This is a genomic window from Bradyrhizobium sp. 160 (assembly GCF_023073735.1).
GTDB lineage: Bacteria > Pseudomonadota > Alphaproteobacteria > Rhizobiales > Xanthobacteraceae > Bradyrhizobium.
Genome location: NZ_JADPKD010000082.1, coordinates 1 through 21,646 on the forward strand (window position 1 = coordinate 1; position 21,646 = coordinate 21,646).

The 21,646-nt window shown below is 64.1% G+C and carries 24 protein-coding genes and 1 tRNA gene; 10 read left to right on the plus strand and 15 right to left on the minus strand.

Annotated elements, in window-relative coordinates:
* Positions 1-349 precede the first annotated feature (349 nt).
* Positions 350-2,203, plus strand: coding sequence for an alkaline phosphatase family protein (locus IVA98_RS33700; RefSeq protein ID WP_247336731.1), 1,854 nt, complete (start codon positions 350-352; stop codon positions 2,201-2,203).
* A gap of 55 nt (positions 2,204-2,258) precedes the next feature.
* Here IVA98_RS33700 and IVA98_RS33705 read toward each other — a convergent pair whose 3' ends face one another.
* Positions 2,259-2,831 (minus strand): hypothetical protein, encoded by a 573-nt coding sequence (locus IVA98_RS33705; RefSeq protein ID WP_247301113.1) that lies wholly within the window; start codon positions 2,829-2,831, stop codon positions 2,259-2,261.
* Between the two features lie 382 nt (positions 2,832-3,213).
* On the opposite strand from IVA98_RS33705, the gene IVA98_RS33710 reads away from it, so the two are divergent.
* Positions 3,214-3,873, plus strand: a complete 660-nt coding sequence (locus IVA98_RS33710; protein ID WP_200473640.1) for a peroxiredoxin — start codon at positions 3,214-3,216, stop codon at positions 3,871-3,873.
* Between the two features lie 138 nt (positions 3,874-4,011).
* Here IVA98_RS33710 and IVA98_RS33715 read toward each other — a convergent pair whose 3' ends face one another.
* Positions 4,012-5,742 (minus strand): methyl-accepting chemotaxis protein, encoded by a 1,731-nt coding sequence (locus IVA98_RS33715; RefSeq protein WP_247356618.1) that lies wholly within the window; start codon positions 5,740-5,742, stop codon positions 4,012-4,014.
* Between the two features lie 321 nt (positions 5,743-6,063).
* Here IVA98_RS33715 and IVA98_RS33720 point away from each other — a divergent pair, with 321 nt between their 5' ends.
* On the plus strand, positions 6,064-6,357 hold the full coding sequence (locus IVA98_RS33720) for a histone (RefSeq protein WP_247336729.1): 294 nt from the start codon (positions 6,064-6,066) through the stop codon (positions 6,355-6,357).
* Between the two features lie 19 nt (positions 6,358-6,376).
* Here the strand turns inward: IVA98_RS33720 and IVA98_RS33725 are convergent, their stop codons facing one another.
* Entirely contained in the window at positions 6,377-7,249 is an 873-nt protein-coding gene (locus IVA98_RS33725) for a DMT family transporter (protein ID WP_247301116.1), read from the minus strand.
* 99 nt (positions 7,250-7,348) lie between these two features.
* Positions 7,349-7,795 carry a hypothetical protein gene (locus IVA98_RS33730; protein ID WP_247301117.1) on the minus strand — a complete coding sequence of 149 codons (447 nt, stop codon included), beginning with the start codon at positions 7,793-7,795 and terminating at the stop codon, positions 7,349-7,351.
* Between the two features lie 290 nt (positions 7,796-8,085).
* Here IVA98_RS33730 and IVA98_RS33735 point away from each other — a divergent pair, with 290 nt between their 5' ends.
* Complete coding sequence (locus IVA98_RS33735; RefSeq protein ID WP_247301118.1) at positions 8,086-8,349, plus strand: hypothetical protein; 264 nt, start codon at positions 8,086-8,088, stop codon at positions 8,347-8,349.
* A gap of 181 nt (positions 8,350-8,530) precedes the next feature.
* On the opposite strand, the gene IVA98_RS33740 is transcribed toward IVA98_RS33735, so the two are convergent.
* Entirely contained in the window at positions 8,531-8,803 is a 273-nt protein-coding gene (locus IVA98_RS33740) for a hypothetical protein (protein ID WP_247356620.1), read from the minus strand.
* Here IVA98_RS33740 and IVA98_RS33745 point away from each other — a divergent pair.
* On the plus strand, positions 8,793-9,065 hold the full coding sequence (locus IVA98_RS33745; RefSeq protein ID WP_128941210.1) for a hypothetical protein: 273 nt from the start codon (positions 8,793-8,795) through the stop codon (positions 9,063-9,065). The genes IVA98_RS33740 and IVA98_RS33745 overlap by 11 nt on opposite strands.
* A 248-nt stretch (positions 9,066-9,313) precedes the next feature.
* Here IVA98_RS33745 and IVA98_RS33750 read toward each other — a convergent pair.
* From IVA98_RS33750 to IVA98_RS33760, 3 genes are all read right to left on the minus strand, one after another.
* Positions 9,314-9,390 (minus strand) — tRNA-Arg (locus IVA98_RS33750).
* A 151-nt stretch (positions 9,391-9,541) separates the two neighbouring features.
* Positions 9,542-10,042, minus strand: a complete 501-nt coding sequence (locus tag IVA98_RS33755) for a hypothetical protein (protein WP_247301119.1) — start codon at positions 10,040-10,042, stop codon at positions 9,542-9,544.
* A gap of 160 nt (positions 10,043-10,202) precedes the next feature.
* Positions 10,203-10,499 carry a hypothetical protein gene (locus IVA98_RS33760; RefSeq protein ID WP_247301120.1) on the minus strand — a complete coding sequence of 99 codons (297 nt, stop codon included), beginning with the start codon at positions 10,497-10,499 and terminating at the stop codon, positions 10,203-10,205.
* Positions 10,500-10,647: 148 nt separating this feature from the next.
* Here IVA98_RS33760 and IVA98_RS33765 point away from each other — a divergent pair, with 148 nt between their 5' ends.
* Together IVA98_RS33765 and IVA98_RS33770 are read left to right on the plus strand one after the other, a co-directional pair.
* Positions 10,648-10,839 carry a hypothetical protein gene (locus tag IVA98_RS33765; RefSeq protein WP_247301121.1) on the plus strand — a complete coding sequence of 64 codons (192 nt, stop codon included), beginning with the start codon at positions 10,648-10,650 and terminating at the stop codon, positions 10,837-10,839.
* Between the two features lie 116 nt (positions 10,840-10,955).
* Positions 10,956-11,339 carry a VOC family protein gene (locus tag IVA98_RS33770; RefSeq protein ID WP_247301122.1) on the plus strand — a complete coding sequence of 128 codons (384 nt, stop codon included), beginning with the start codon at positions 10,956-10,958 and terminating at the stop codon, positions 11,337-11,339.
* Between the two features lie 55 nt (positions 11,340-11,394).
* Here IVA98_RS33770 and IVA98_RS33775 read toward each other — a convergent pair whose 3' ends face one another.
* Positions 11,395-11,892 carry a hypothetical protein gene (locus IVA98_RS33775; protein ID WP_247301123.1) on the minus strand — a complete coding sequence of 166 codons (498 nt, stop codon included), beginning with the start codon at positions 11,890-11,892 and terminating at the stop codon, positions 11,395-11,397.
* Positions 11,893-12,150: 258 nt separating this feature from the next.
* On the opposite strand from IVA98_RS33775, the gene IVA98_RS33780 reads away from it, so the two are divergent.
* From IVA98_RS33780 to IVA98_RS33790, 3 genes are all read left to right on the plus strand, one after another.
* Entirely contained in the window at positions 12,151-12,501 is a 351-nt protein-coding gene (locus IVA98_RS33780) for a GrlR family regulatory protein (RefSeq protein WP_247301143.1), read from the plus strand.
* A gap of 86 nt (positions 12,502-12,587) precedes the next feature.
* The gene (locus tag IVA98_RS33785; RefSeq protein WP_247301124.1) at positions 12,588-13,286 is read left to right on the plus strand and encodes a helix-turn-helix domain-containing protein; all 699 of its coding nucleotides are present in this window, start codon (positions 12,588-12,590) and stop codon (positions 13,284-13,286) included.
* An 80-nt stretch (positions 13,287-13,366) separates the two neighbouring features.
* Positions 13,367-13,807 (plus strand): DMT family transporter, encoded by a 441-nt coding sequence (locus IVA98_RS33790; protein WP_247301125.1) that lies wholly within the window; start codon positions 13,367-13,369, stop codon positions 13,805-13,807.
* 40 nt (positions 13,808-13,847) lie between these two features.
* Here the strand turns inward: IVA98_RS33790 and IVA98_RS33795 are convergent, their stop codons facing one another.
* The 6 genes from IVA98_RS33795 to IVA98_RS33820 all read right to left on the minus strand — a co-directional run bounded on the left by IVA98_RS33795 (position 13,848) and on the right by IVA98_RS33820 (position 21,431).
* Entirely contained in the window at positions 13,848-16,535 is a 2,688-nt protein-coding gene (locus tag IVA98_RS33795; protein ID WP_247301126.1) for a PAS domain S-box protein, read from the minus strand.
* A gap of 124 nt (positions 16,536-16,659) precedes the next feature.
* Positions 16,660-17,574: a DMT family transporter gene (locus IVA98_RS33800; protein ID WP_247356622.1), complete on the minus strand. Its 915-nt coding sequence runs from the start codon at positions 17,572-17,574 to the stop codon at positions 16,660-16,662.
* Between the two features lie 79 nt (positions 17,575-17,653).
* Positions 17,654-18,469, minus strand: a complete 816-nt coding sequence (locus IVA98_RS33805; protein WP_247301128.1) for an NUDIX hydrolase — start codon at positions 18,467-18,469, stop codon at positions 17,654-17,656.
* A gap of 4 nt (positions 18,470-18,473) precedes the next feature.
* Positions 18,474-19,427 (minus strand): dihydrodipicolinate synthase family protein, encoded by a 954-nt coding sequence (locus IVA98_RS33810; protein ID WP_247356624.1) that lies wholly within the window; start codon positions 19,425-19,427, stop codon positions 18,474-18,476.
* Between the two features lie 112 nt (positions 19,428-19,539).
* A complete protein-coding gene (locus IVA98_RS33815; protein WP_247301130.1) occupies positions 19,540-20,418 on the minus strand; it encodes an SDR family oxidoreductase in 879 nt (292 codons plus the stop codon).
* A gap of 152 nt (positions 20,419-20,570) precedes the next feature.
* Positions 20,571-21,431, minus strand: a complete 861-nt coding sequence (locus tag IVA98_RS33820; RefSeq protein ID WP_247301131.1) for a MaoC family dehydratase — start codon at positions 21,429-21,431, stop codon at positions 20,571-20,573.
* Positions 21,432-21,646 lie beyond the last annotated feature (215 nt).

A 21,646-nucleotide genomic window follows, 5' to 3' on the forward strand; every position in this document is an offset into this window, starting at 1 on the left:
AAAGATCCCACGGTCGGGACGAAGAGCTGGCCTGCAATCGAACAAAGAGCTGATCATAAATCTTGACACACCAAACCCCCATGTGAGCAATCCAGACTGCCGCCGCGGACGCAGTCTGGATTTGCTTCGCTACGCAATGACGGCGTTGAGACAGTTGCTCCTAACACCACATCTCGTGCCCCGGAGGCCGCACCGCTTGCGCGCTGCAGCGAGTCCGGGACACGCGACCGCTCTGCCCCCGATTTGCATACCTCTCGCTCTTGTAACAAAACGGTCATGCAGCGAAACTAAACGAAGCCGGGGGGGGGCGCGGTCGCGGCCGAGCCGCCTCACCGCAGGGAGAGATTTGATGCGCCGTTCACTGGTGTTGCTGTCCGCCGGACTGACATTCCTGTCCTCCGGACTTGCCTCTGCCCAGAACAACACGCCCCGCAACTTGATCCTGTTCATTCCGGACGGTCTTCGCGCGCTGAAGGTCACACCGGAGACCGCGCCAGCGATGGCCGAGGTCCGCGACAAGGGCGTCAACTTCAAGAACCCGCATTCGTTATTCCCGACCTTCACCATGGCCAACGGCTCGGCGATGTCGACCGGTCACTATCTCGGCGATACCGGCGTGTTCTCCAATACGATCTGGACCAACTACACCTCCGTCCCCGCCGGAGACACCGTGGTCCCCTTTATCGAGAACGATGCCGTGCTCGGCGACATCGACGAGCATTTCAAGGGCAACTATCTGAACGAAGAGACCATCCTGAAGATGGCCCGCGACAAGGGGTTCAGCACCGCCGCATTGGGCAAGCATGGTCCGACCTATCAGTTCGACCATACCGACAAGCCCGAAAAGCCCGGTCTGCATTCGATCGTGTTCGACGACGCCACCGGCGGCAAGAACGGTGTGGCGCTGTCGGACGAGGTGAAGGACGCGCTGACCAAGGCCGGCCTGCCCACCGCCACGCCACCACGCGGCGACAATTCCAAGGCGGGCGACGCCAAAACGCCTGGCACCACCGTCGCCAACGTCGCGCAACAGGCCTATTTTGCCGATGTCGCCACCAAGGTGGTGCTGCCGATGTTCAAGGCGCGCAACAAGCCGTTCGTGCTGGTGTTCTGGTCGCGCGACCCCGACGGCAGCCAGCACAATACCGGTGACAGCCTCAATCAGATTATGCCCGGCATCAACGGTCCCACCTCAATGGCTGGCATCAAGAATGCCGACACCAACCTAGCCCAGCTCCGCAAGGCGCTCGACGAGCTCGGGCTCGCCACATCGACCAACATCATCGTTTCCGCGGACCACGGCTTCTCGACCATCTCCAAGGAGAGCAAGACCAGCCCCTCGGCCAAGATCAGCTATGACGACACGCCGAAGGACTTTTTGCCGATGGGCTTCCTGGCGCTCGACCTCGCCAAAGCGCTCGACCTGCCGCTGTTCGACCCCAACGACAAAAATGCGAAGATCGAAGGCAATAAGCATCCCAAGGCCGGTAACGGCGTGCTCGGCAAGGATCCGACCAAGCCCGATCTCGTCGTCGCGACCAATGGCGGCTCCGACCTGATCTATCTGCCCAACAAAGACAGGACGCTGGCGGCGAAGACAATCAAGGCGCTGCTCGAGCAGGACTACGTCTCCGGACTGTTCGTCGACGACTCGCTCGGCCGCTTCCCCGGCACGCTGCCACTGTCGAGCATCAATCTGCGCGGCAAGGCGGCGACGCCGACGCCGTCGATCGTCGTCAACTTCCGCTCCTATGCCAGCGATTGCGGCGAGGCGCCGACCAACTGCTCGGTGCAGGTCGCCGATACCGTGCTGCGCCAGGGCCAGGGCATGCATGGCAGCTTCAGCCGCGGCGACACCATGAACTTCATGGCCGCGATTGGTCCGGACTTCAAAGCCGGCTATGTCGACGAGATCCCGGTCAGCAACGCCGACGTCGGCATGACCGCGGCCCGGCTCCTGGGCCTGCGCGGCGCGCAGAACGGCGTTCTGGTCGGCCGCGTGATCTCGGAGGCCCTGCTCAATGGCACGATGCCGAAGGCCTATGCCGGCACGCTGAAGTCCAAACCGGCCGAGGGTGGCCTGATGACCGTGCTGAACTTCCAGCGCGTCGGCAGCCAGCGCTATTTCGATGCCGCGGGCTTCCCCGGCCGCACGCTCGGGCTCGAGCTTGAGGGCGGCAAACAAAAAACGGCGGGGAAATGACCCCGCCGCTCGATCGCGTCTGCATGGGGCGCGTAGATGTTAAATGCTCAAAACCTTACATGCCGATGTCGAACACGCTCGGCAATTGGCCCGCCAGAGGCAATGCGGTGGCGCCCAGGAAGGTCGCCACCATCGCCATTAGGCGACGGTTGTTCTGGCGCTTGCCGCGCATCTGGCCGGCGATCCACTCCAGCATCTCGCTGTTGACCTTGGAGGCATAGGATGGTGCCCAGCTCTCGATGTCGGTGTCGGCCGAGAGCGCAACGCTGCGCGGCGGCACCTTCAGGCCGGAGGCGCTGGCTGCATAATGGGCAACGGCCTTGGCGAGCAGGTCGTCGAACCGGCCACCGTCAGTACGTTCGGTCGCGGCCTCGTTGATCTCGAACAACACTTCGGCCTCGGTGCGGCTCACCGGCTGGTCGTTGACGGCAGTGGCCGTCAGGATGCGTACGCACCAGGCGGTGTCGTCGGCATCGAGCGAACGGGAGAAATGCACCCTTCCTTTGGTGGTCGGGCCTTCGCCCGTGATCACGCCGTCGCGCACGATGGTCAGCGCATGGGCGGCCGTATCGCGGCAGGACGGTTCGAGGGACAACGACTCGGTAGGCTTAGGCGCAGCGGCAGACATAGTTCACTTCCAGACTTCTTCTGATCGGCCAGCATTTTCATGCCGACGTAAAGGGGTGGTTAACGATTCGATACCGGGGTCGCGACTTTTCTAGATGGTTGCCAATTGGTCGCTGTCAGGACCATTTTGGTTCTAGGAAGCGCCGGGCGAGCGTGATGGAAGTCATAAACGGCATTATCGGGGCAATCGGCACCGTGTCACCCCGGGTGGAGATGTTTCGCCGCAGGCGCCACGGTCACAGAAAGGTGCTAGAAAATCGGCCTTTCGAAGAAGGAATTCACATTTTACTTGAGCCGGTTCACTTGGCTTCGCCAAAATCCTATACTGATGATGACGGCCCGAGATGAATTCCATAGTAAATTCAAAGAGATGAGGTAGAACAATGACACTTCCGATCGGCGCCACCGCCCCCGACTTCGAAGCTGAGACCACCGAAGGGAAGATCAAGTTCCATGACTGGATCGGCAACAGCTGGGCGCTGCTGTTCTCGCATCCCAAGGACTTCACGCCGGTTTGTACGACCGAGCTCGGTGCGCTGGCCAAGCTGAAGCCGGAATTCGACAAACGCGGCGTCAAGCTGATGGGCCTGTCGGTCGATCCTGTCGACCGCCACTCCAAATGGTCGGAGGACATCAAGGAGACGCAAGGCGCCGCGCCGAACTATCCGATGATCGGCGACACCGATTTCAACGTCTCCAAGCTCTACGGCATGCTGCCGGCCTCGACCTCGGGCGATCCCCTCACCCGCACGCCGGCCGACAACCAGACTGTCCGCAACGTCTTCATCATCGGGCCGGACAAGAAGATCAAGCTGGTGCTGGTCTATCCGATGACGACAGGGCGGAACTTCCAGGAGATCCTGCGCGTCATCGACTCGCTCCAGCTCACCGCGAAGCATCGTGTCGCGACGCCGGCCGACTGGAGCCAGGGCGAGGACGTCATCATCGCGGGCTCGGTCTCCAACGACGAGGCCAAGACGATCTACCCGCAAGGCTGGAAGGAGCCAAAGCCCTACATTCGTATCGTGCCGCAGCCGAAATAGACCCAACTGCCATCCCGGGTGGTCCGACGGACCAGACCTCAGGTGCGCAATTGCGCACCGGGGAATCTCGAGATGCTCTGGTGCGCAATTGCGCACCAGAGTTCGGTCCTTTGGACGTCCGGCAATGACCGCGTCGGATCAGGCCGCGTGGACGCGGTCGAGGAAGCCGTCAACCTCGGCCTTCAGATGCAGGCTCTCGCCTGATAGCGCCTGGGCGGAGGCAAACATCCGGCTCGAGGTCTCGCCCGTTTCGCTCGCGCCCTTGGCGGCGTGACGGACATTGACGGCGACATCGGCCGTGCCCGAAACCGCCGCGCGAACGCTGGCCACGATGTTGTGGGTCGCGCTTTTCTGCTGCTCGACCGCAGCCGAGATCGAGCCGGCGATGCCGCTGATGCGCTCGATGGTGTGGCTGATCGCCTTGATGGCGGCGACCGATTCCTCGGTCGCGAGCTGCATGCTCTCGATCTGGTTCGAGATCTCGTCGGTTGCCTTGGCGGTCTGGCCGGCCAGCGTCTTGACCTCCTGGGCCACCACGGCGAAGCCGCGGCCGGCGTCGCCCGCGCGGGCGGCCTCGATGGTGGCGTTCAGCGCCAAAAGGTTGGTCTGCTCGGCGATCGAGGTGATCAGCTTGACGACGTCGCCGATACGCGCGCCGGCTTCCGAGAGCTGCGCGATGCGCTGGTCGGTCGCCTCGGCCTGCCGCACCGCTTCGGCGGAGATCTCGTTGGATTCCTGCACCCGGCGGGTGATTTCGGAGATCGATTGGGACAGCTCGTCGGAGGCCGACGCTGCCGAACGCACGTGCTCGGAGGCGTTTTCGGAGGCTCCGGCCGACCGCGCCGACAGATCGGCGGTGGAGCGCGCGACATCGGTGAGTTGCCGTGCCACGCGCTCGAATTCGCCCGACGATGCGAGCACCTTGTCGAGAATGCCGCCGACGCTGCCGCGGAACTCCTCGACGAAGCTGCGCAGCTCCGCCTTGCGCTGCTCGGCTGCCGCAGTCGTTGCCGCCGCCTGCTCGCTGCGCAGGCGCGCCCGCTCCAGCGAATTGCTTTTGAACACGGCGACGGTGCGGGCGATCTCGCCGATCTCGTCGGCGCGATCTTCGCACTCGATCGCGACGTCGCTCTGGCCGTTGGCAAGCGCCGTAAGCGAGTGCGTGACCGAGGTGAGCGGTTTCGTGACACGGCGGACGATCACCAAGGTGAGGATCAGGACCAGGAGCGCCGCGAGACCGGCGGCCGCGGCCATGCTCGAGATCGCCTGGGACAGCATGCTCTCGAACTGGGCCATGGGGATGCCGACATAGAGAATGCCGGTGACCTTGCCGGTCGCGTCCAAGATCGGGAAATAGGCGGTCATGAACGACTTGCCGAACAGCGTCGCCGGCCCCTTATAGGCCTCGCCACGACGCAGCGGCGCCTGTCCCGGATGATCGGCGGCAAGCTGGGTGCCGACCGCGCGATCGCCATTCTCCTTCTTCACATTGGTCGAGCGTCGCACGAACTGTCCGCTCGCCTCGTCGAACACGAACAGGGTCGCATTGCCGCCGACATAGGACACTGCGCGATCGACGATGGCGTGATCCCTGAGCTCGGGCATCTTAGGGATATCGGCGCGTACGACTGCGCCATCCCTCACCGTGATCTTGACGTCTGGAACGGTCTCGGCAAAGGCCAGCGCCAGCGTGCGCAGATTGACCTCGATGTCGCGGAGAGCACGATCATTGAATGCGGATGTCAGCGACCAATAGCCGGCGCCGACCACGAGCGCCGTGTTCACGGCGATCAGCAGCACGGCGCACAGGACTGCCTTGGTGCCGAGCTTGAACTGCGGCTGAAGTTTCGCCGTTAGAAAGTTGGACATGAATCGAGTGCCCCCCGTAGCTCCTGCATATTGATGCAATCGGCTTACGGCCCCATTAACGACCGTTCCCACCGCCGACGCGGGCATCCTTTCCAAATCGTAAACAAGCCCCTCACCACGCCGAGCGCTTCGCCCTTCATCGTCTAGCTCGGCGGGATCTCCGCCTGTCCGGCCACCCGCCCACTCCGCAGCCGGTTAGCGATCACGCGACCGGGGCGCCGCGCTCGCCGCCTGCGCAAAGATCCGCACAGGTTGAACGTTGCTTTGACACAATTGTGAAACCCGCTATCGTTATCGCTTCGTTCAAACCATGGGGACGATATGGACAACGAGAAGCCGATCACCGAGCAGGCGATGGAGACGATCACCACCGCCGTGGAAGCGACCAAGGACGCCGCGGTCACCGCCGTCAAGCAGGTGAAGGAAGCCGCGAAGAAAGTCGCGGCGAAGAAGGCTGCCAAAAAGACGGCCAAGAAGGCTGCGAACAAGACCACCAAGAAAGCCGCAAAGAAGTCGTCCAAGAAAGCCGCGAAAAAGGTCGCCAAGAGATCTGCGAAGAAGTCCGCCAAGAAAGCCACCAAGTCGAAGAAGAAGGCCAAGAAGGCCAAGCGCTGACCGCAACGCTCGGAAACCGCTAGGAGCGTCGATTGACCACAAAGACCGCTGTGGCGCAGAGCGCCATGCCGGCAATGGCAATTGCGTCCAGCTTTTCTCCGAACAGCAGGTAGGCCATCAGCGCCGTCACGGCTGGCACCAGGTAGAACAGGCTCGCGACCGAGGTTGCCGCGGCGTGGCGGATCAGCCAGTACAACAGCCCGATCGATCCGATCGAGAGCGCCACGGCCAGCCAGGCGAGCGCGAGCACGAATTCGCGCGTCCAGTGCACCACGCGGTCTTCGAACAGAAAGGCGCCGATCGCGAAGAAAATGGTGACCGCCAAGTATTGCACGAGATTGCCGGCGCGCCAGTCGATGTGATTGCAGTAGCGGCGCTGATAGAGCGTGCCGAGGGTGATGCTGATCAGCGAGACCACCGAGGCGAGCCAGCCGAGCCCGGCTTCGCCGCTCATCGGGCGGTTGTGCAGGATCAGGACGACGCCGCCGAGACCGAGCACGAGGCCGGCCCATTGCACCGGCGTCACCTTCTCGCCGAGCCAGCGATTGGCGATGGTCGAGGTCAGGATCGGCTGCAAACCCGGAATCAGCGCGGAAAGGCCGGCCGGAATCGAATGCGCGATCGCGATCGCGGTGCCGCCGAGATAAAAGCCGTGGACCAGAATGCCGGCGACCGCGCTGTGCGCAATGCCGGTGCCATCAGGCCATTTCGGCCGCGCGATCGCCGCGATGATCGCCATCAGGCCGACCACGATCGCCATGCGGATGGCCAGATAGGTCAAGGGATCGGCGTTGTCGACGACGTATTTCGTGCCGATGAATCCGGTGCTCCAGAGCAGGACGAACAGGATCGGCGCCGCGCGGGCGGTCAGCGCTTCCGGATTGTGCTTCATTGCCGCCTCCATGCCCGATGGGGCTCCATGCGGCAATACGAATTTCCGGACGAGCGATGCTGCGCTGCGACGAACAGCGGGAAGCCGCGGCTCAGCCGCTCACCACTCTTCCGGGCAGGGGTCGATGATTTTCCAGAGCTCGACCCCGTTCTTGATTTTCTTCATATCAGTGGTGAGCCCGCCATTGCGGCGGATCCAGTCCTTCACCTTGTCGGGATAGTAGGACATCAGATCGGAGGTGCCCTCGGCGCTGGTGACCTTGATGCCGAAGGTGAAGGCCTTGTCGTAATAGGCCTGATGGAAGCCGAGGCTGGCGCGCGGCGTCACGCAGATCTTGTTCATCGGCACGATGCCAAGCACGAGCGTGCAGGCCGAATTGCAGATGCCGTCGATAATGACGCGCTCGCCCTTCTCTCGCACGCGCTTGTACTTGGCCTTGTACTCCTCGACATAGCCGCCGTGGTCGCGTGTGATGTGCAGCTCGGCGCGCGCCGGCGTAGCGGCGGCGAGGCAGAGCAACAGCAGGCTCGGAAGCATGATGCGCATGGCGACGTGGCGGCGAAAGCCTTCAGGAATGGACCGGCCTCGAAGGAGCCCCCAAAAGGCCGGCGAGGGATTCTAAACCGAATACTATTTGGTCACACTTGTGTGGGGAATTCGTTAAGCATCCCGAAAAGGCCAAAAATGGGCAGCTTTCGACCGCATCTCCGGCAATTCTGTCGCACCCACCCGGAAATCTGCGGTTTAGGCATGATTCCGAGCCTCCGGACCGATGTCCTGACCACCCGAAATTGCTATAAATAGCCGACCCATTCGCGCAGGTTCCGGAGAATCAGATGAGCAAGTTGAAGCTTGTAGCCGCAGTTGCTGTCCTGTCGGCTGCAACCCTAGCCCCTGGCCTCGCGGAGGCGCGGGGACATCACCGCTACCACCGCGCCTACGCCAACCCGCTGCCCTACCCGATCAGCTATCTGCACAATTACGGACCCGGCATCACCCCCGGCACCTTTGCCTATTACGACGGCCCGTCCACCAACCACTGCTACCGCAGCGCAGCCGCTTATATCGGCCAGGACGGCCGCCGGCACCCCTGCTACTGAGGAGCGCCGCGTCCTTCCCGCGGGCGTTCTTATTTCGCGACGCCCGAGAGCAGCAATTGCTTCTCGATCGCGTAGACTGGCAGCTAGACGAGGTCCTTACCGATCTCGCGCTGAATCGCCTTGCACGACGTCGGAATAATCGGCGCGTATCATGCCAGCGCGCGCGGTTGAGCCACCATGGTCAGGGCCAGGTCTCGCCCGCGCTAACGTCAACATCGAGACGGCCGCCCAGGCCCCGCAAATTGCGCAGGATCAAGGATGGCGGCACGCGAGCACCTGCCGACGCAAGCGCAACACTGAATCGGAGATGGTTTGGTGCCGTTAAGATCATGCCTGACGCTCGGCTGACCGAAGATTTGTTCATCAGCATTACATTTCGGGTTCGCCACAATTTGATCAGAACATCATCGATATCCTGCACCGCGTCAGCGGAGGAAGACATCATGAAGCTCAAGATTGGCCTCGTCGCCGCATCCTTGTTCGGTGCCCTCGCGGCATCGCCGGCGGCGTCCGCCATGCCCATCGCGCCCGCGCCTGCAACTCCGCAGGTCTCCGACGTCGAGCAGGTCCGTATGGTCTGCAACGCCTGGGGACGCTGCTGGTGGCGTCCGAACTATTATGGGTATTACGGACCGCGGCCATACTACGGCCCCCGGTATTATGCGCCGCGCTACTACGGCCCACGCTATTATGGCTACGGCTATCGCCGCTGGTGATATCGAAGGGGCCCGAGGGCCCCTTCGCTTTTGCGAGAAGACGCATCTGGAAGCCCGCAAGGGCGCGCCCTTGGCGCCCGAGGTTGATGGTGAAAGCGCGGGCGGAGCAATCAGAGGGTGTGCCACCAATGCGTGACGTAAACCCTGCAACCTTCGAGAACCCGCTCGGCACGAGTTTGTCACCCATGGCTCAGGTACGACCTGTTACCTATGTCTCCGGGCTGGATACGGGCTGGACACAATAAGCGTGGCGCGCTCGGAAGGATTCGAACCTCCGGCCCTCGGAATCGAAATCCGATGCTCTATCCAGCTGAGCTACGAGCGCCCCGGCCCAAAGATTGGGCCGCAACCGAGACGCGCCTGACCACTGTTGGAGAGCCGCACAGCGGACGGCGTTCGGGTGGGTTCGAATTAGCAGAGAGGTCGCCCAATATAAAGCCCCACCCGCCTCCGTTCGAGACGAGTCGAAGGCGCTCTCACCAGGTCGTGTTGAAAAGACCGAAATGCGGCTGCTGGGCCACCAGCATCGGCCGGCCAAACTGTTGTGGCCCACCATACTGCGGCCCACCATATTGCGGGGCGGTGTGCGCTCTGGCGACCTTACGCTTGGGCTGAGCCTGGACTTGCGGCTTCTTGGCGGCGTCGGCCTTGGCGCCAGGGGTAAACTGGGCAAAGGTCTCGCGCACCCGCGCCTTGGCCGACATCTCCGCGAGGGCCGCTGCCGACGCGGTATCCGGCGGCTGCGGCGCCGCGACGGTGGCGGTCTTCATCGCAGGCGCGGCAATCGTCGGCTGGCTGGTGTCGAGCACGACACGCTCAGGCAAATGGCGATCGGACCGGATCCGGATCAGTGGCTGGTCGTTGCTCGCGGTCGCAACAGCTTGCGTCACTGGTGACGCCGGCAGGACGAAATCCACGGCAAATAACAGTGCGAGCAAAGCTCCACCGACAAAGATGAAATACCGAAAGATGGGCATTGCCGCGCTCCGCCCCCCGCATCCCCGCGTGGGCTCTCCGCCTCAACAGGCGATCTTCTAATTGGTTCCTAGCCCAGCCGTATGGTTCAAATGGCGACGCGAAGTTTTTTGGCCAAGCCTTGCGGCGGTAACTTTTCCGCTACCGGAGAATGCAGCGCTTTTACGCGCGGCGGGCTGCAACCAGTGAACACTTCGCCTGATCGGCATTCACATTGACGAAGCCGACGGGGATATGCGCATAGGTCTTGCGGCTCTTCATGCTGACGGGGTCCGCCAGCACACGGCCGCGATCGGTGAGATGACTGCCGTCGCGCCGCGCGAAAGCGCAGACGATCTCGACATCCTTTACGGCATAGTCATTGTCGTTTCGCAGCGTGAACGTCACCAGCGCCTTCGAGCCGAGGCCGCCGCGGCGCCAGGTCTGCGATGAAATCCTGAGACGACCGAGTTCTGCCATTGCCGGCGCCCGAGTTTCGGCAGCCGGCGCGCCCGCGGCTGCCGAATCGCCTGAAGGAGCCGTCTCGACGGCTGCCAGCTCCGATGTCCCCGACTCAGCGCCATTGCTTTTGGAGAGAGGCAGCAGCATCCAGATTCCGCAGCCGACGATGATCGCTGCCAGCAACCACAGCAAACTTCGGCCAAACGAGACGCTCGCAACCGTCACAGCCCGCGCCAATCGCTCGCTGATTCCGGCGAAACGCCTCAACCCGATCCGGTCAAGCCCAGCGTTCATGGTTTTCGTCACCGACAGCGGCTTGCGCCCGTCCGACGCCGGACCGAGCCACTGGTTACCTTAATCGGGAACACGAACTAAGGTTCCCCGCCGTTGCGAATCGGCAAGCACGGTGGTGATCACCGGCAGGGGCCGTTAACATGCGCCGCAACATCAAAGACCCCGTTGGGAGAGAATGAAATGCCAGTCGTCACTTGGGATCACGTCCATCTGCGCAGCCCTGATCCGGAGGCCACGGCGGCCTGGCTGCGCGATATCCTCGGTGGCGAGATCGTGCGCGCGCCCGGACGGATCGACGTGAATCTTGGCGGGGCCAGGATCTTCATCGCGCCGCTCGAAGGCGACGGCGCCGTCAGCCCGCCTCCTCCGCATCCGCATCAGGGCCTCGACCATTTTGGTCTGACGGTAAAGGACATCGACGCCGTCGCCGCCGAGATCAAGGCCAAGGGCGTCACTTTCACACGCGAGCCGACGACGATCAGGCCCGGCATACGCATCTGCTTCATCCGTGGCCCCGAAGGCATCTCCATCGAACTGCTCGAGCGCGACACTAAGTATACCTGATGCAGCGCGGGCGGCATCAGGCATCGGCCCTCCGGGCGAAGCGTCGCCTGGTGGCCTATGTCATGCTCCCAGGCATAAAGCAGCGGATGGTGACGCCCATGGAGCCGTAGATCGGCCAGACCATGGTTCGTCCGACCCGGTTCGGCTCCGAGATCACGGCCTCCGCGGGCACGTCCACCCAGACGAGCTCCTGCGGCTGGCCGTCGATGCCGGAGCTGTAGCGCGGGATGCGGACACGATAGTGGCCGTCCTTGCTGTCCCAATCGGAATCCGAGACGGCCGAGCCGTCGGCGTCCGAGCAGCAAGGCCCCTTGCCGCTTCGCAAGCCGTCGAACCAGGCCTTCAAATCCGGATTGGTGTTCGCGAACTGGCCACGGTCACGCGCATGCCCGAAGGAGGCCGCGAGCGCACTCAGGGCCAAGGCGCACGCGAGCCTTGTCAAGCTTCGCCAGCGTGTCGCGCTGCCGCTCCGCCGTCGTTCGCTTTTGCAATTCGCGGGACGCACACTGTACAGACGCGGCTCAACGCCGCCTGAATCGATCCAGTTGCTCACGTTCGTCTTGCTCCAGCACTCCGCCGCCAGTGCGACAATGGCTATGCATTTCGCGGGCCAACTCCACTCGCAACGTCCGGCCTCGCCTCATCATCAGACCGTCATGACGGCGTCACGCACAAGCCGGAACACTCACGGCTCGCGAGGGCTATGCCCCTGCCACCCGGCAAACTGCCGCGTTGCGCGTGCGGATGCGCTTTGGCATAAATGCTCTACCGGTTACGCCGTTGGGCGATGGCGGCCGGCCTGCGGGACGTGATGAAGAACGGCCTCTATTCGATTCACGTGAGCCTGCTCGACGGGCGGGTCGGCAAAGGCAGCGGCGTGATCCTTTTCCGCGACGGCAAGATTCTTGGCGGTGACGCCTACCTTTATTACACCGGCAGCTACATCGTGAAGGACAACACCTTCAAGGGCGAAGTGCTGGTGCAGCGCCACACCTCGCCACGGGGCGACGACAATCCACTGTTCGGCGGCCCCGCCCCGGTCGGCATCGGCGTCAGTGGCACCTTTACGGAGACGCGCGGGGAGATGACCGGCACGGCGCTGGTCGGCAAGGCCAGCCAGATCTTCGGCGCGACGCTGCGCAGGCTCGCCGACGTCGATTAGGGCGTGCCAATAAGTCATGACGCCCGGCCCAAACCAGTCTGCAGCAGCCTCCTGACATCCTGAGCAATAGATCGTATGCAGTGAGGATGCCTGGACCGTGGACATATCGCCCATGGGCACGTGACTCGGCGATCGAGCTCGGCCAGCTCGAGGCGGCACAGGCGGTCGCGCTCGCCTGTCACCTTCACGCCGATGTCCAGGTCGCCGCCGTCCGCAAGGGATGGCGCATGTACATGACCACATTCGGAGAGTTTCTCGCTATCTCGGGCGATATCGTCGTCATCCCGGCGGGCGTACCGCACGCCTCGCACGGCGGCGCGGGCTCGATCGTCAATCATCTCTATTTACCGGGCGATCATGCGGCGGTGAGAGGGATCTCGGAGCCGTTCTACATCCGTAACTCACGGGCAACCTTGCCAGAGGAGATGCTCGACGCGATCGGCTCGCATGATCCGTGCCCGGGACGTCTGACGCTGCCGGCCAAACGTGCCGCACTGAGGGAGCTGGTCTCGTGCGACGATCTCGACATCCGCACGATCGCGGCACGGCAGGGCCGATCGACCGACGGCTTCATTCGGCAGTTCAAGCGAGAGATTGGAATGACCCCTGCCGCCTATCGTCTTGCGCTACGACTGGCAGCGGCACGCTCGCGTTTGAAGTGCGGCGACACCGTCGCGGACGTGGCTTATGCCGGCTCGTTCTCCGACCAGAGCCACCTTGGTCGCCTGTTTCGGCGCGCTTACGGCGCAACGCCTGCCGCCTACCGTTGCGCGTTCGCAGATTGAGACGGTCGATTTCGTTCCAGACGTGAATTTGCTCCAGGCGCTAAGCTGGCGCCACCTCTCCATGCCATTACGAGCCGCGCATGAAGCTTCTGCCACCCTTCGTCGTCCTCTCCGCGGGCCTGAGCCTCGCCTTTCAGCAGGTGCTGAACGCCAGCCTTGGCAACGCCATGCAATCAGGAAGGTGGGCGGCGTTCGTGAGTTATCTTGGCGGGTCAATCGCATTGCTGCTGGTCCTGATCGTCGTGCGCGAGCCGATACCCGCTGCCGCCCTGGCCGGACGAGCGCCTTTGATCGCATGGACCGGGGGAATTTTCGGCGCGATCTTCATCGCGACCAGCATCCTCATGGTGCCGCGCCTCGGCGTGGCGACGGTGTTGACGTTGATCGTCGTGGGTCAGTTGCTCGGTTCGTTGGCGTTCGACCACATCGGGCTGTTCGGCCTGCCGCGCTATCCGATCACGTTGACACGCGCGTTGGGCGCCGGGTGTCTCATCCTGGGCGCGGCTCTCGTTCGCGGGTGACGATCGCCGGCAGCGCGGCGCTAGCGAGTCCGCGACCTGATCATTCCGCCGCCTGCTCGAGCGGCGCTGTGCGCGGCAGGATCATCTGGATGCGCGTGCCACCGCCCGGCTCGGAATCGAGATCGAGCCGGCCGCCGAGCCGGTTGGTGACAATGCTGTAGACGATGTGCAGGCCGAGGCCGGTGCCGCCCTGATCGCGCCGTGTCGTGAAGAACGGATCGAAGGCGCGGCGGCGGACGTCGAGCGACATGCCGCAGCCATTGTCGGAGAAGACGATCTCGACATTGTCCTTGCCGGACTCGCGCACCTGGATGTCGATGGTCCCTGGCCGGCCGTCCGGAAAGGCGTGCGCCACCGAATTGAGAAACAGATTGGTCAGCACCTGGCCGTACGGGCCGGGATAGCTGTTCATGATGAGATCCGGCTGGCACTCGACATTGAGCGTCAGATTGTGCTTTCGCAGGCCGGGTCGCAGGCTCATCACCACCTGCTCGGTGAGGTCGCCGAGGTCGAAGCTGCGCTGGTCCGAATAGTTGCGGTCGGCCGCGACCTGCTTGAACGACTGGATCAGCTCGGCGGCGCGGTTGAGATTGGAGACGAGCTGCGAAGAGGCATCGCGGCTGGTGTTGAGAAACTCGTTGAGCGTGGAGCGGCGGAGCTCGCCGCGCTCCACCTCGGCGGTGAACATCGCGGTCTTGCGCTCCAGCGCGGACGCGACCGTGAGGCTGATGCCGACCGGATTGTTGACCTCGTGCGCGACGCCGGCGACCAGGCGCCCGAGCGCGGCGAGCTTCTCCGCCTCGATCAGCGAGGCCTGGGTCTCGCGCAGATTGCGCAGCGCGGTCTCGGCAGCTTCCTTGGCCTTGCGCATCTCCTGCTCGCCGCGCTTGCGCTCGCCGATGTCGAGCGCGACGGTGACGATGCGTTCGATCTCGCCTTCGGCGTCGAGCAGCGGCAGCTTGTTGACGAGCCATTGCCGCATGTTGCCGGAGGCGTCCTTGTACTCCTCCTCATAGAAGCCGAGCCCCCTGCGGAGCTTGAGCACGCGCTTGTCGCTCTCGTCGGACTTGGCTGCGCCATAGCGCGACATCAGGTCGGCCGTGGTGCGGCCGAGCGCGTCGCCCGGCTCGATGCCGAAGATGCCGGCCATATAGCGGTTCATCAGTACATAGCGCAGGTCGCGATCCTTGACGTTGATCACCGCCGGCACGGTGTCGATAACCTGCTGGAGCAGGCGCCGGCCTTCGGCGATGGCATCTTCCGCCCGCTTCTGGTCGGTGATGTCGCGCAGCGTGCCCTCGTAGCGGACGATGTTGCCCTGCTCGTCCCGCACGCCTGTGGCGCTGTCGGAGAGCCACAGGATGTTGCCGTTGCGCTGGCGAACCTGATACTCGAACTCGCGTACCATGCCGTCGCGCGCCATCAGCCGCTGATATTCGGCACGCGCCTCGGGGTGGACGTAGATCGTATGGGCGATGTCGTTGATGCTGTCGATGAGGTGCTGCGGGCTGTCGTAACCCATCATCCGCGCCAGCGCCGGATTGGCGTTGAGGAGGTCGCCGGCCGGCGTCGTCACGTAGATGCCATCGACCGAGCCCTCGAACAGTTTTCGGTAGCTCTCCTCGGCGAGGCGCTGCTCGGTGAGCGCGCGCACCGCCGCCTCGCGCGCCGTGTCGGCCTCCTCGAGCGCGCGGCGGAACACTTCGGCCGCGCGCGCGATGTCGCCGATCTCGTTGTCGAGGTCGGCCGACGGGATCGACGTGTCCTTCTGGCCCGCCGCAAGCGCGCGAATGGAGCGCGCGATCTGGGCGAGCGGACGGACCGTCCTTCGCACCACGAACAGCGCGGCGCCGATGCCGATCAGCACGCCGACCGTGCCGAGCACGATGCTCTGCCACCGCGCCTCGGTCAGCGTGCGGGCAAAATCGCGCGACAGCACGTGGCCGCGGCGCGAACTGACCTCGCGCAGCAATTCGGTGACGCGGCCGATCAGGCGACCCTCGGTGCCCAGCACCTCGCGGTCGATGTCGGCGATCTGTCGCTCGCGGACGGCGACCGCCATGATTGCCTCGGCGTAATCGTTGACGGCCGACCTCAGCTTGCTATCGGCGGTGTCCATCGCCCGCATTCCCTCCGCGGCCTGCTCGGCCGCGGAAGGGTTGCGCGCCAGCAGCCCGAGCGCGATCCGGCTCTGCGCCTCGGACAGGCGGGAGGCCAGCTCGCGGTCCGTGGTGCCGGCGACGGCCGCGTCGAAACGGTCGCGCAGCGGTGGCAGGCCGGCGAGCAGCTGGGCGCGGCGGTCGATCAGGGTCGAGATCCGCTCCAGGCCCGTCCGATAGGTCGCAAGCCGCTCGGTGACCCCGTCGATCATGTCCTGCTGCTCGGGCGCGAGCTCGATGCGGGTCTTCTTCAGGATATCGCTTAAGGCGGAGGCCGCCTCGCCCACCTGCTGGAACTGGATGCCGGCGCCGGGATCGGTGACGAAGTCGCGCGCGGCGAGGCGCAATTCGTTCATGCGGCGATCGATGTCCTCGGCGAGGTCCCCGACGCTCTGGAGCCGCTGCAGCTCGGCGAAGGTGGTGTCGATATGCCGGATCGCAATCACGCTCGCGGTCGAGGTGACGATAATTACCGCCAGCACCAACAGGAAGCTGCCGAAGGTGAGCTGGCCGATGGAGAGCGAGAAGGTTCGCTTTTTCTCTGGGATCGGCATCAATTCGGCGGACATTGGGGCTTTTGAGGACCAGGCTGCTGGAGGCCCAATATACGACGTATTGCGCCCCCGGGGGAACATGCCTGTGGCCGACGAATATCCTTAATATCCGGAGCCTGCCGCCTCTCTTCGTCTCGGACTAAGAGCTCTTGACGCTTGCCGGCCGCCCGGCCGGGATCGTCATGGCGGCAACGCCGAGGACGACGCAGGCCAAACCGATCCAGGCGGTCCGGCTCAAGGTCTCGCCGAGGAAGGCGATACTGATGGCAACCCCGATCGGGACGCGCAGATAGGCCTGCGCCGTGGTCCCGACCGAGCCCAATGTCTGGATCAGACGGAAGTAGATCGCGAAGGCCGCCGCAGTCGAGAACACGGCCAGCGCGAGCAGCGCCAATACGGAAACCGGCGAAGGCGACAGCGTCCAGGGCTGCTCGATCGCGAGCGAGGCCGGAATCAGCACGGCTGCGCCCGCCAGCAGCGAGCCGGCGGCCGGCGCCATGGGGTCGAGCCCCTTGAAACTGCGGCCGAAGATCGCGGCGCAGGCATAGCAGATCGTCGCGGCCACGATCGCCGCCTCCGCCAGCAGGCCGCTGCCGATGTCATGGAAGGCATTGACGCCGACGATCAGCAGGATGCCGGCCATGCCGGCGATCACGCCAAACAGCTTCCGCGGCGTCGTCGCCTCGTGACCGGTGATCAGCGCCGTGAGCAGGAAGGTGAAGATCGGCCCGGCCGAATTGAGGATCGTAGCAAGCGCAGCATCGACATGGCGCTCGCCCCAGGCGATCAACGTCCAGGGGATGACGCTGTTGAGCACGGCCTGGAAGGCGAAGCGCTGCCAGGTCTCGCGGTCGGTCGGCATCCCAATGCCGCGCGCCCGCATGACGGCAAGCAGCAAGAGGCCCGCGATCGTGGTACGCGCCGCGATCAGCGTGACCGGCGGAATGGTGGCAACGCCCAGCTTGATGAAAGTGTAGGAGCCGCCCCAGAGTGTTGCGAGCGCGACCAGCAACGCCAGCTCGACGGCGATGTTGGTACCCTGCCGGTTGTCCATGACTTGCGTCCCATCCATTCGCGATGGACAGAACCTAGCTTGTCCGCGGCCGCCGATACTTCGTTTGGCATCGAAGTATCTAGCCGACCGCGCCGACCTCGAACACCTCGCCATCGTAGCCGGCCTCGCGGGGGATGCGGAGCTGGCGGCCGGTTTCGGTCCTGGTCATCACAGGCATGACCGTGACGATCGATATCCCGCGGGCGTGCTCCAGTGCAGCACTCACGCTGCCCTGCTTGGCAAGCCGGATCAGATTGCGGGTGGTCGGGAACGGCAGCTTGAAGCGGCCGCTCGCCCCGCCCTCCACCGCCTCGCGCGGCGAGACCCAGATGGAGTCGGTGGACTCGCGACCATCATGGGCGCCGAGCTGATCGGGCGGCGCGGCCGCAAGGAAGAACCATGTGTCGAACCGCTTCGGCATGCCCTCTGGCGTAATCCAGTGCGCATACGGCACGAGCGTCTCGAGCGCGAGCTGAAGACGGTTATCGGCAAGGATATCGAGGAAGCTGACCTTGTGCTCGTTGAGCGCGACGCGGTGCGCATCGGCGATCTCGCCGGCACGCTTGGCATCGACCGGTGCGCCCGAATCCTTCGATCGCGCCAGCAGGATGCCGCTCTCTTCAAAAGTCTCGCGGATCGCCGCGATCCGAAAGCCGCGGTCCGCCTCGCTTAAGCCCTCGCCGCCCGAATAGAGGTCGGCGCGGGCCACGATCTCCTTGTCGCCTGCATCGACGCTGCCGCCGGGAAACACCAGCGCGCCCGAGTTGAACTCGATCTGATGATGGCGGACCATCATGAAGACCTCGATCTCGTCGCGGCTCTTGCCGTCGACATCCGCGCCGTCGCGCAGCAGGAGGATCGTCGAGGCAGGGCGTGATGCGATGGCTTCAGGCATGCGGCTAACCTGCGGCGCTGGATTGCGGGCCGAGATTGGTGCGCTTGTCGATTCGGGCGACGCGCGACAGCAGGTATTCGACCTCCGCCTTCGCCGCCGGCGTGATGGTCGCGCCGGGCTTGCGCTGGGCGCTCGAGGCGATGATGCCGCGCTTCTGGAGCACGTATTTGCGCACGGCAAGGCCGGCGCCCGGCTGCTGCTCGTAGCGGATCAGCGGCAGATGCGCGTCGAACAGATCATGCGCGGCATCGCGCTTGCCTTCTTTCGAGAGGCGCACGACATCGATCAGGAGCTCGGGGAAGGCATAACCGGTCATGGCGCCGTCGGCGCCGCGCTCCATTTCGAAATCCAAAAAGAGGCCGCCATTGCCGCAGAGGATCGAGAGCGGACGCAGCGAGCCGTCCTTCTGGAAGCCTCGCAGCGTCGAGATCTTTTCCAGCCCCGGCCAGTCCTCATGCTTGAGCATCACGCAGTTCGGATTGTCCATAACGATCTTGCGGATCACGGCGGGGGTGAACACCACCGAGAGCGTCAGCGGATAATCCTGAAGCACCCAGGGCACGTCAGGCCCGATCGCCTCGGCAGCCTGCTTGAAATAGCCGACGATCTGGTCGTCGGTGCGGAGCGATGGTGGCGGTGCGATCATGACGCCGGCCGCGCCGGCGTCCATCGAGGCCCTTGCCAGCGAGCGCATGGTGGCAAAACCCGGCGCAGAGACGCCGACGATCACCTGCATCTTCTTGGCCCGCTTGACGAAGCGCACCGCCACCTGCTCGGCCTCGGCGGCATCGAGCTTCGGCGCCTCGCCGAGAATGCCGAGCACCGTGACGCCGTCACAGCCGATCTCCTCGTAGAAATCGGTCAGGCGGTCGATCGAGCGCTCGTCGATCCGGCCGTCGTCGTGGAACGGCGTCGGCGCGATTGCGAAAGTGCCCTTGGCATCGGCGGTGAGTTTCATGTTCGTCTCGTCTCTCTTTCTTTTGTCATTCCGGGATGGTCGGAAGGACCAGATCCGGAATCTCAAGGTTCCGGGTTCGATGCTTCGCATCGGCCCGGAACGACAACTCAGCCTAAAACCGCCGCGCCCCCATCTTGATCTGCTCCTCGGAGAAGAAGATCTCCTTGGCATGATCAACGATGTCCTGGGCCTTCCAGCCCGAGTGCGGCGGTTTCCAGCCTTCCATCTCCATCATCCGCATCTCGCGCACACCGCGGGGCCCGGACACGCCCAGCACCTTGCCGGTCTGGTCGCCCGACAAGTCGCTGACCATGTATAGCACGGCCGGCGCGATGCCGTCCGGCCCCAGCGCCGCGCCGGGGTTCTCCTTATAGCGGGGCAGGTCTGCCGTCATGCGGGTCAGCGCGCCCGGCGCCAGCGTCCAGATTCGGATGTTGTACTTGCGGCCCTCGATCGCCAGCACGTTGGACAGGCCCCAGATGCCGCCCTTGGCCGCGCCGTAATTGGTCTGGCCGAAATTGCCGATCAGGCCCGAGGTCGAGGAGGTGTTGACGATGACGCCGCCGCCGTTTTCACGCATCCAGCGAAACACCGGCAGGGTGCAACAGAAGGTGCCCTTCAGGTGGACCTTGATGACCTTGTCCCAGTCGGCTTCGGAGGCCTTGTGAAAGGTCTGGTCGCGCAGGATGCCGGCATTGTTCACCAGGATGTCTGCCCGGCCAAAGTGCTTGATGGCGTCGTCGAACACCGATTGGCCGCCCTCCATGGTGGAGATGTCGGCGCCGTTGGCGACCGCCTTGCCGCCCTCGGCCTTGATCGCGTCGACCACCTGCTGCGCCATGGAATTGTCAGCGCCGGAGCCGTCGCGGGGCCCGCCAAGGTCGTTGACGACCACCGAGGCCCCTTCCCGCGCGAACAGCTTTGCATAGGCCTCACCGAGCCCCCCGCCTGCACCAGTGATCAGCGCAACCTTGCCGTCGAGTAGTCCCATGGTGGCGTCTCCCTGTTTTTGTTTTGTCCCGGACAAGATACAGCGTGAAACTGCATCGCAGAGCCGGGACCCAGTTCTTCGTCGAGCATCCCCGGCCCCGGCTCAGCAGCGCATCACCGCGTGCTCCGCTGCGTCCGGGGCACGAGACCGACCTAACCCAGCACCGTCTTGCCGTTCTTGATCACGGTGACCCCGCGCGACTTCACCTTGGCTTCAAACGAGATCACGTTGCCGTCCTTCCAGAGGTCCATGGTCACGGTCTCGCCGGGATAGACGGGCGAAGAGAACCGGGCAACGTGCTGGCGGAAGGCCGAGGCATCGTAATCGGCATAGGTCTGGAGCACGCCGCGACAGGTGATGCCGTAGGTGCACATGCCGTGCAGGATCGGGCGCGGGAAGCCGGCCTTCCTGGCGAACTCGGGGTCGGAGTGCAGCGGGTTACGGTCGCCGCAGAGGCGATAGACCAGGGCCTGATCGGGGCGCGTCGTGATGTCGATGGTCTTGTCGGGTGCGCGCGACGGAATCTTGTGCGGATCCGGCTGCGTCAGGTTCGGACCGCCGAAGCCGCCGTCGCCACGGGCGAAGCGCGAAGCGACCAGCGTTGCCAGTTTTTCGCCCTTCTCGTTCTTCAGCACCGTCTGGTGACTGATCACGACGCCCTTGTCCTTGCCCTTGTCGTAGACCTCGAGCACGGAGGAATCGGCGGTGATGTTCGCGGCGACCGGCAGCGGCTGGTGGAAGGTGATGTCGCGCTCGCCATCGACCACCATCACGCGGTTGAGGTTCATCTCGCCGGGACCCGACCCCCACGCTGCCACGGACGCGAACGTCGGCACTACCTTGAGCGGCCGCGGCGTCAGCGTGCCCTCGTTGACGAAGGCAAGCTCCTTCTCGTCCATGGGATCGGCGCCTAGGCCGATGCCATAGGCGTAGAGCATTACGTCGCGGTCGGTGTAGGCGTATTTCTGGCCGATGTTTTTCAGGCTTTTGAGTTCTTCGTATCTGGCGGACATGTTGTTTGTCTTCCTCCCGAATGTCTTCGGCACCGCCAGTTGAAGTGCCCTCTCCCCTTGTGGGAGAGGGCAGCGAGGACGGTGCGGCAAACTCATTTGGGTGAGGGGTTGCTTCCGCATCAAACAATCTCTCCGCGGAGCGATACCCCTCATCCGGCGCCAAAGCCGAAGCTTCGCTTCGGCGTCTTTTAAGGACGGCCGCCGGAGGCGGCCTA

What these genes read in the sequence shown, in the direction of transcription:
- IVA98_RS33805 (WP_247301128.1), bottom strand. Translation starts at nt 18,469, where the DNA reads ATGCCTGAAGCCATCGCATCACGCCCTGCCTCGACGATCCTCCTGCTG.
- IVA98_RS33700 (WP_247336731.1), top strand. Translation starts at nt 350, where the DNA reads ATGCGCCGTTCACTGGTGTTGCTGTCCGCCGGACTGACATTCCTGTCC.
- IVA98_RS33755 (WP_247301119.1), bottom strand. Translation starts at nt 10,042, where the DNA reads ATGCCCATCTTTCGGTATTTCATCTTTGTCGGTGGAGCTTTGCTCGCA.
- IVA98_RS33710 (WP_200473640.1), top strand. Translation starts at nt 3,214, where the DNA reads ATGACACTTCCGATCGGCGCCACCGCCCCCGACTTCGAAGCTGAGACC.
- IVA98_RS33800 (WP_247356622.1), bottom strand. Translation starts at nt 17,574, where the DNA reads ATGGACAACCGGCAGGGTACCAACATCGCCGTCGAGCTGGCGTTGCTG.
- IVA98_RS33810 (WP_247356624.1), bottom strand. Translation starts at nt 19,427, where the DNA reads ATGAAACTCACCGCCGATGCCAAGGGCACTTTCGCAATCGCGCCGACG.
- IVA98_RS33715 (WP_247356618.1), bottom strand. Translation starts at nt 5,742, where the DNA reads ATGTCCAACTTTCTAACGGCGAAACTTCAGCCGCAGTTCAAGCTCGGC.
- IVA98_RS33820 (WP_247301131.1), bottom strand. Translation starts at nt 21,431, where the DNA reads ATGTCCGCCAGATACGAAGAACTCAAAAGCCTGAAAAACATCGGCCAG.
- IVA98_RS33730 (WP_247301117.1), bottom strand. Translation starts at nt 7,795, where the DNA reads ATGCGCATCATGCTTCCGAGCCTGCTGTTGCTCTGCCTCGCCGCCGCT.
- IVA98_RS33720 (WP_247336729.1), top strand. Translation starts at nt 6,064, where the DNA reads ATGGACAACGAGAAGCCGATCACCGAGCAGGCGATGGAGACGATCACC.
- IVA98_RS33705 (WP_247301113.1), bottom strand. Translation starts at nt 2,831, where the DNA reads ATGTCTGCCGCTGCGCCTAAGCCTACCGAGTCGTTGTCCCTCGAACCG.
- IVA98_RS33765 (WP_247301121.1), top strand. Translation starts at nt 10,648, where the DNA reads ATGATCGCTGCCAGCAACCACAGCAAACTTCGGCCAAACGAGACGCTC.
- IVA98_RS33785 (WP_247301124.1), top strand. Translation starts at nt 12,588, where the DNA reads ATGCCTGGACCGTGGACATATCGCCCATGGGCACGTGACTCGGCGATC.
- IVA98_RS33745 (WP_128941210.1), top strand. Translation starts at nt 8,793, where the DNA reads ATGAAGCTCAAGATTGGCCTCGTCGCCGCATCCTTGTTCGGTGCCCTC.
- IVA98_RS33790 (WP_247301125.1), top strand. Translation starts at nt 13,367, where the DNA reads ATGAAGCTTCTGCCACCCTTCGTCGTCCTCTCCGCGGGCCTGAGCCTC.
- IVA98_RS33735 (WP_247301118.1), top strand. Translation starts at nt 8,086, where the DNA reads ATGAGCAAGTTGAAGCTTGTAGCCGCAGTTGCTGTCCTGTCGGCTGCA.
- IVA98_RS33760 (WP_247301120.1), bottom strand. Translation starts at nt 10,499, where the DNA reads ATGGCAGAACTCGGTCGTCTCAGGATTTCATCGCAGACCTGGCGCCGC.
- IVA98_RS33795 (WP_247301126.1), bottom strand. Translation starts at nt 16,535, where the DNA reads ATGTCCGCCGAATTGATGCCGATCCCAGAGAAAAAGCGAACCTTCTCG.
- IVA98_RS33725 (WP_247301116.1), bottom strand. Translation starts at nt 7,249, where the DNA reads ATGAAGCACAATCCGGAAGCGCTGACCGCCCGCGCGGCGCCGATCCTG.
- IVA98_RS33815 (WP_247301130.1), bottom strand. Translation starts at nt 20,418, where the DNA reads ATGGGACTACTCGACGGCAAGGTTGCGCTGATCACTGGTGCAGGCGGG.
- IVA98_RS33780 (WP_247301143.1), top strand. Translation starts at nt 12,151, where the DNA reads ATGAAGAACGGCCTCTATTCGATTCACGTGAGCCTGCTCGACGGGCGG.
- IVA98_RS33770 (WP_247301122.1), top strand. Translation starts at nt 10,956, where the DNA reads ATGCCAGTCGTCACTTGGGATCACGTCCATCTGCGCAGCCCTGATCCG.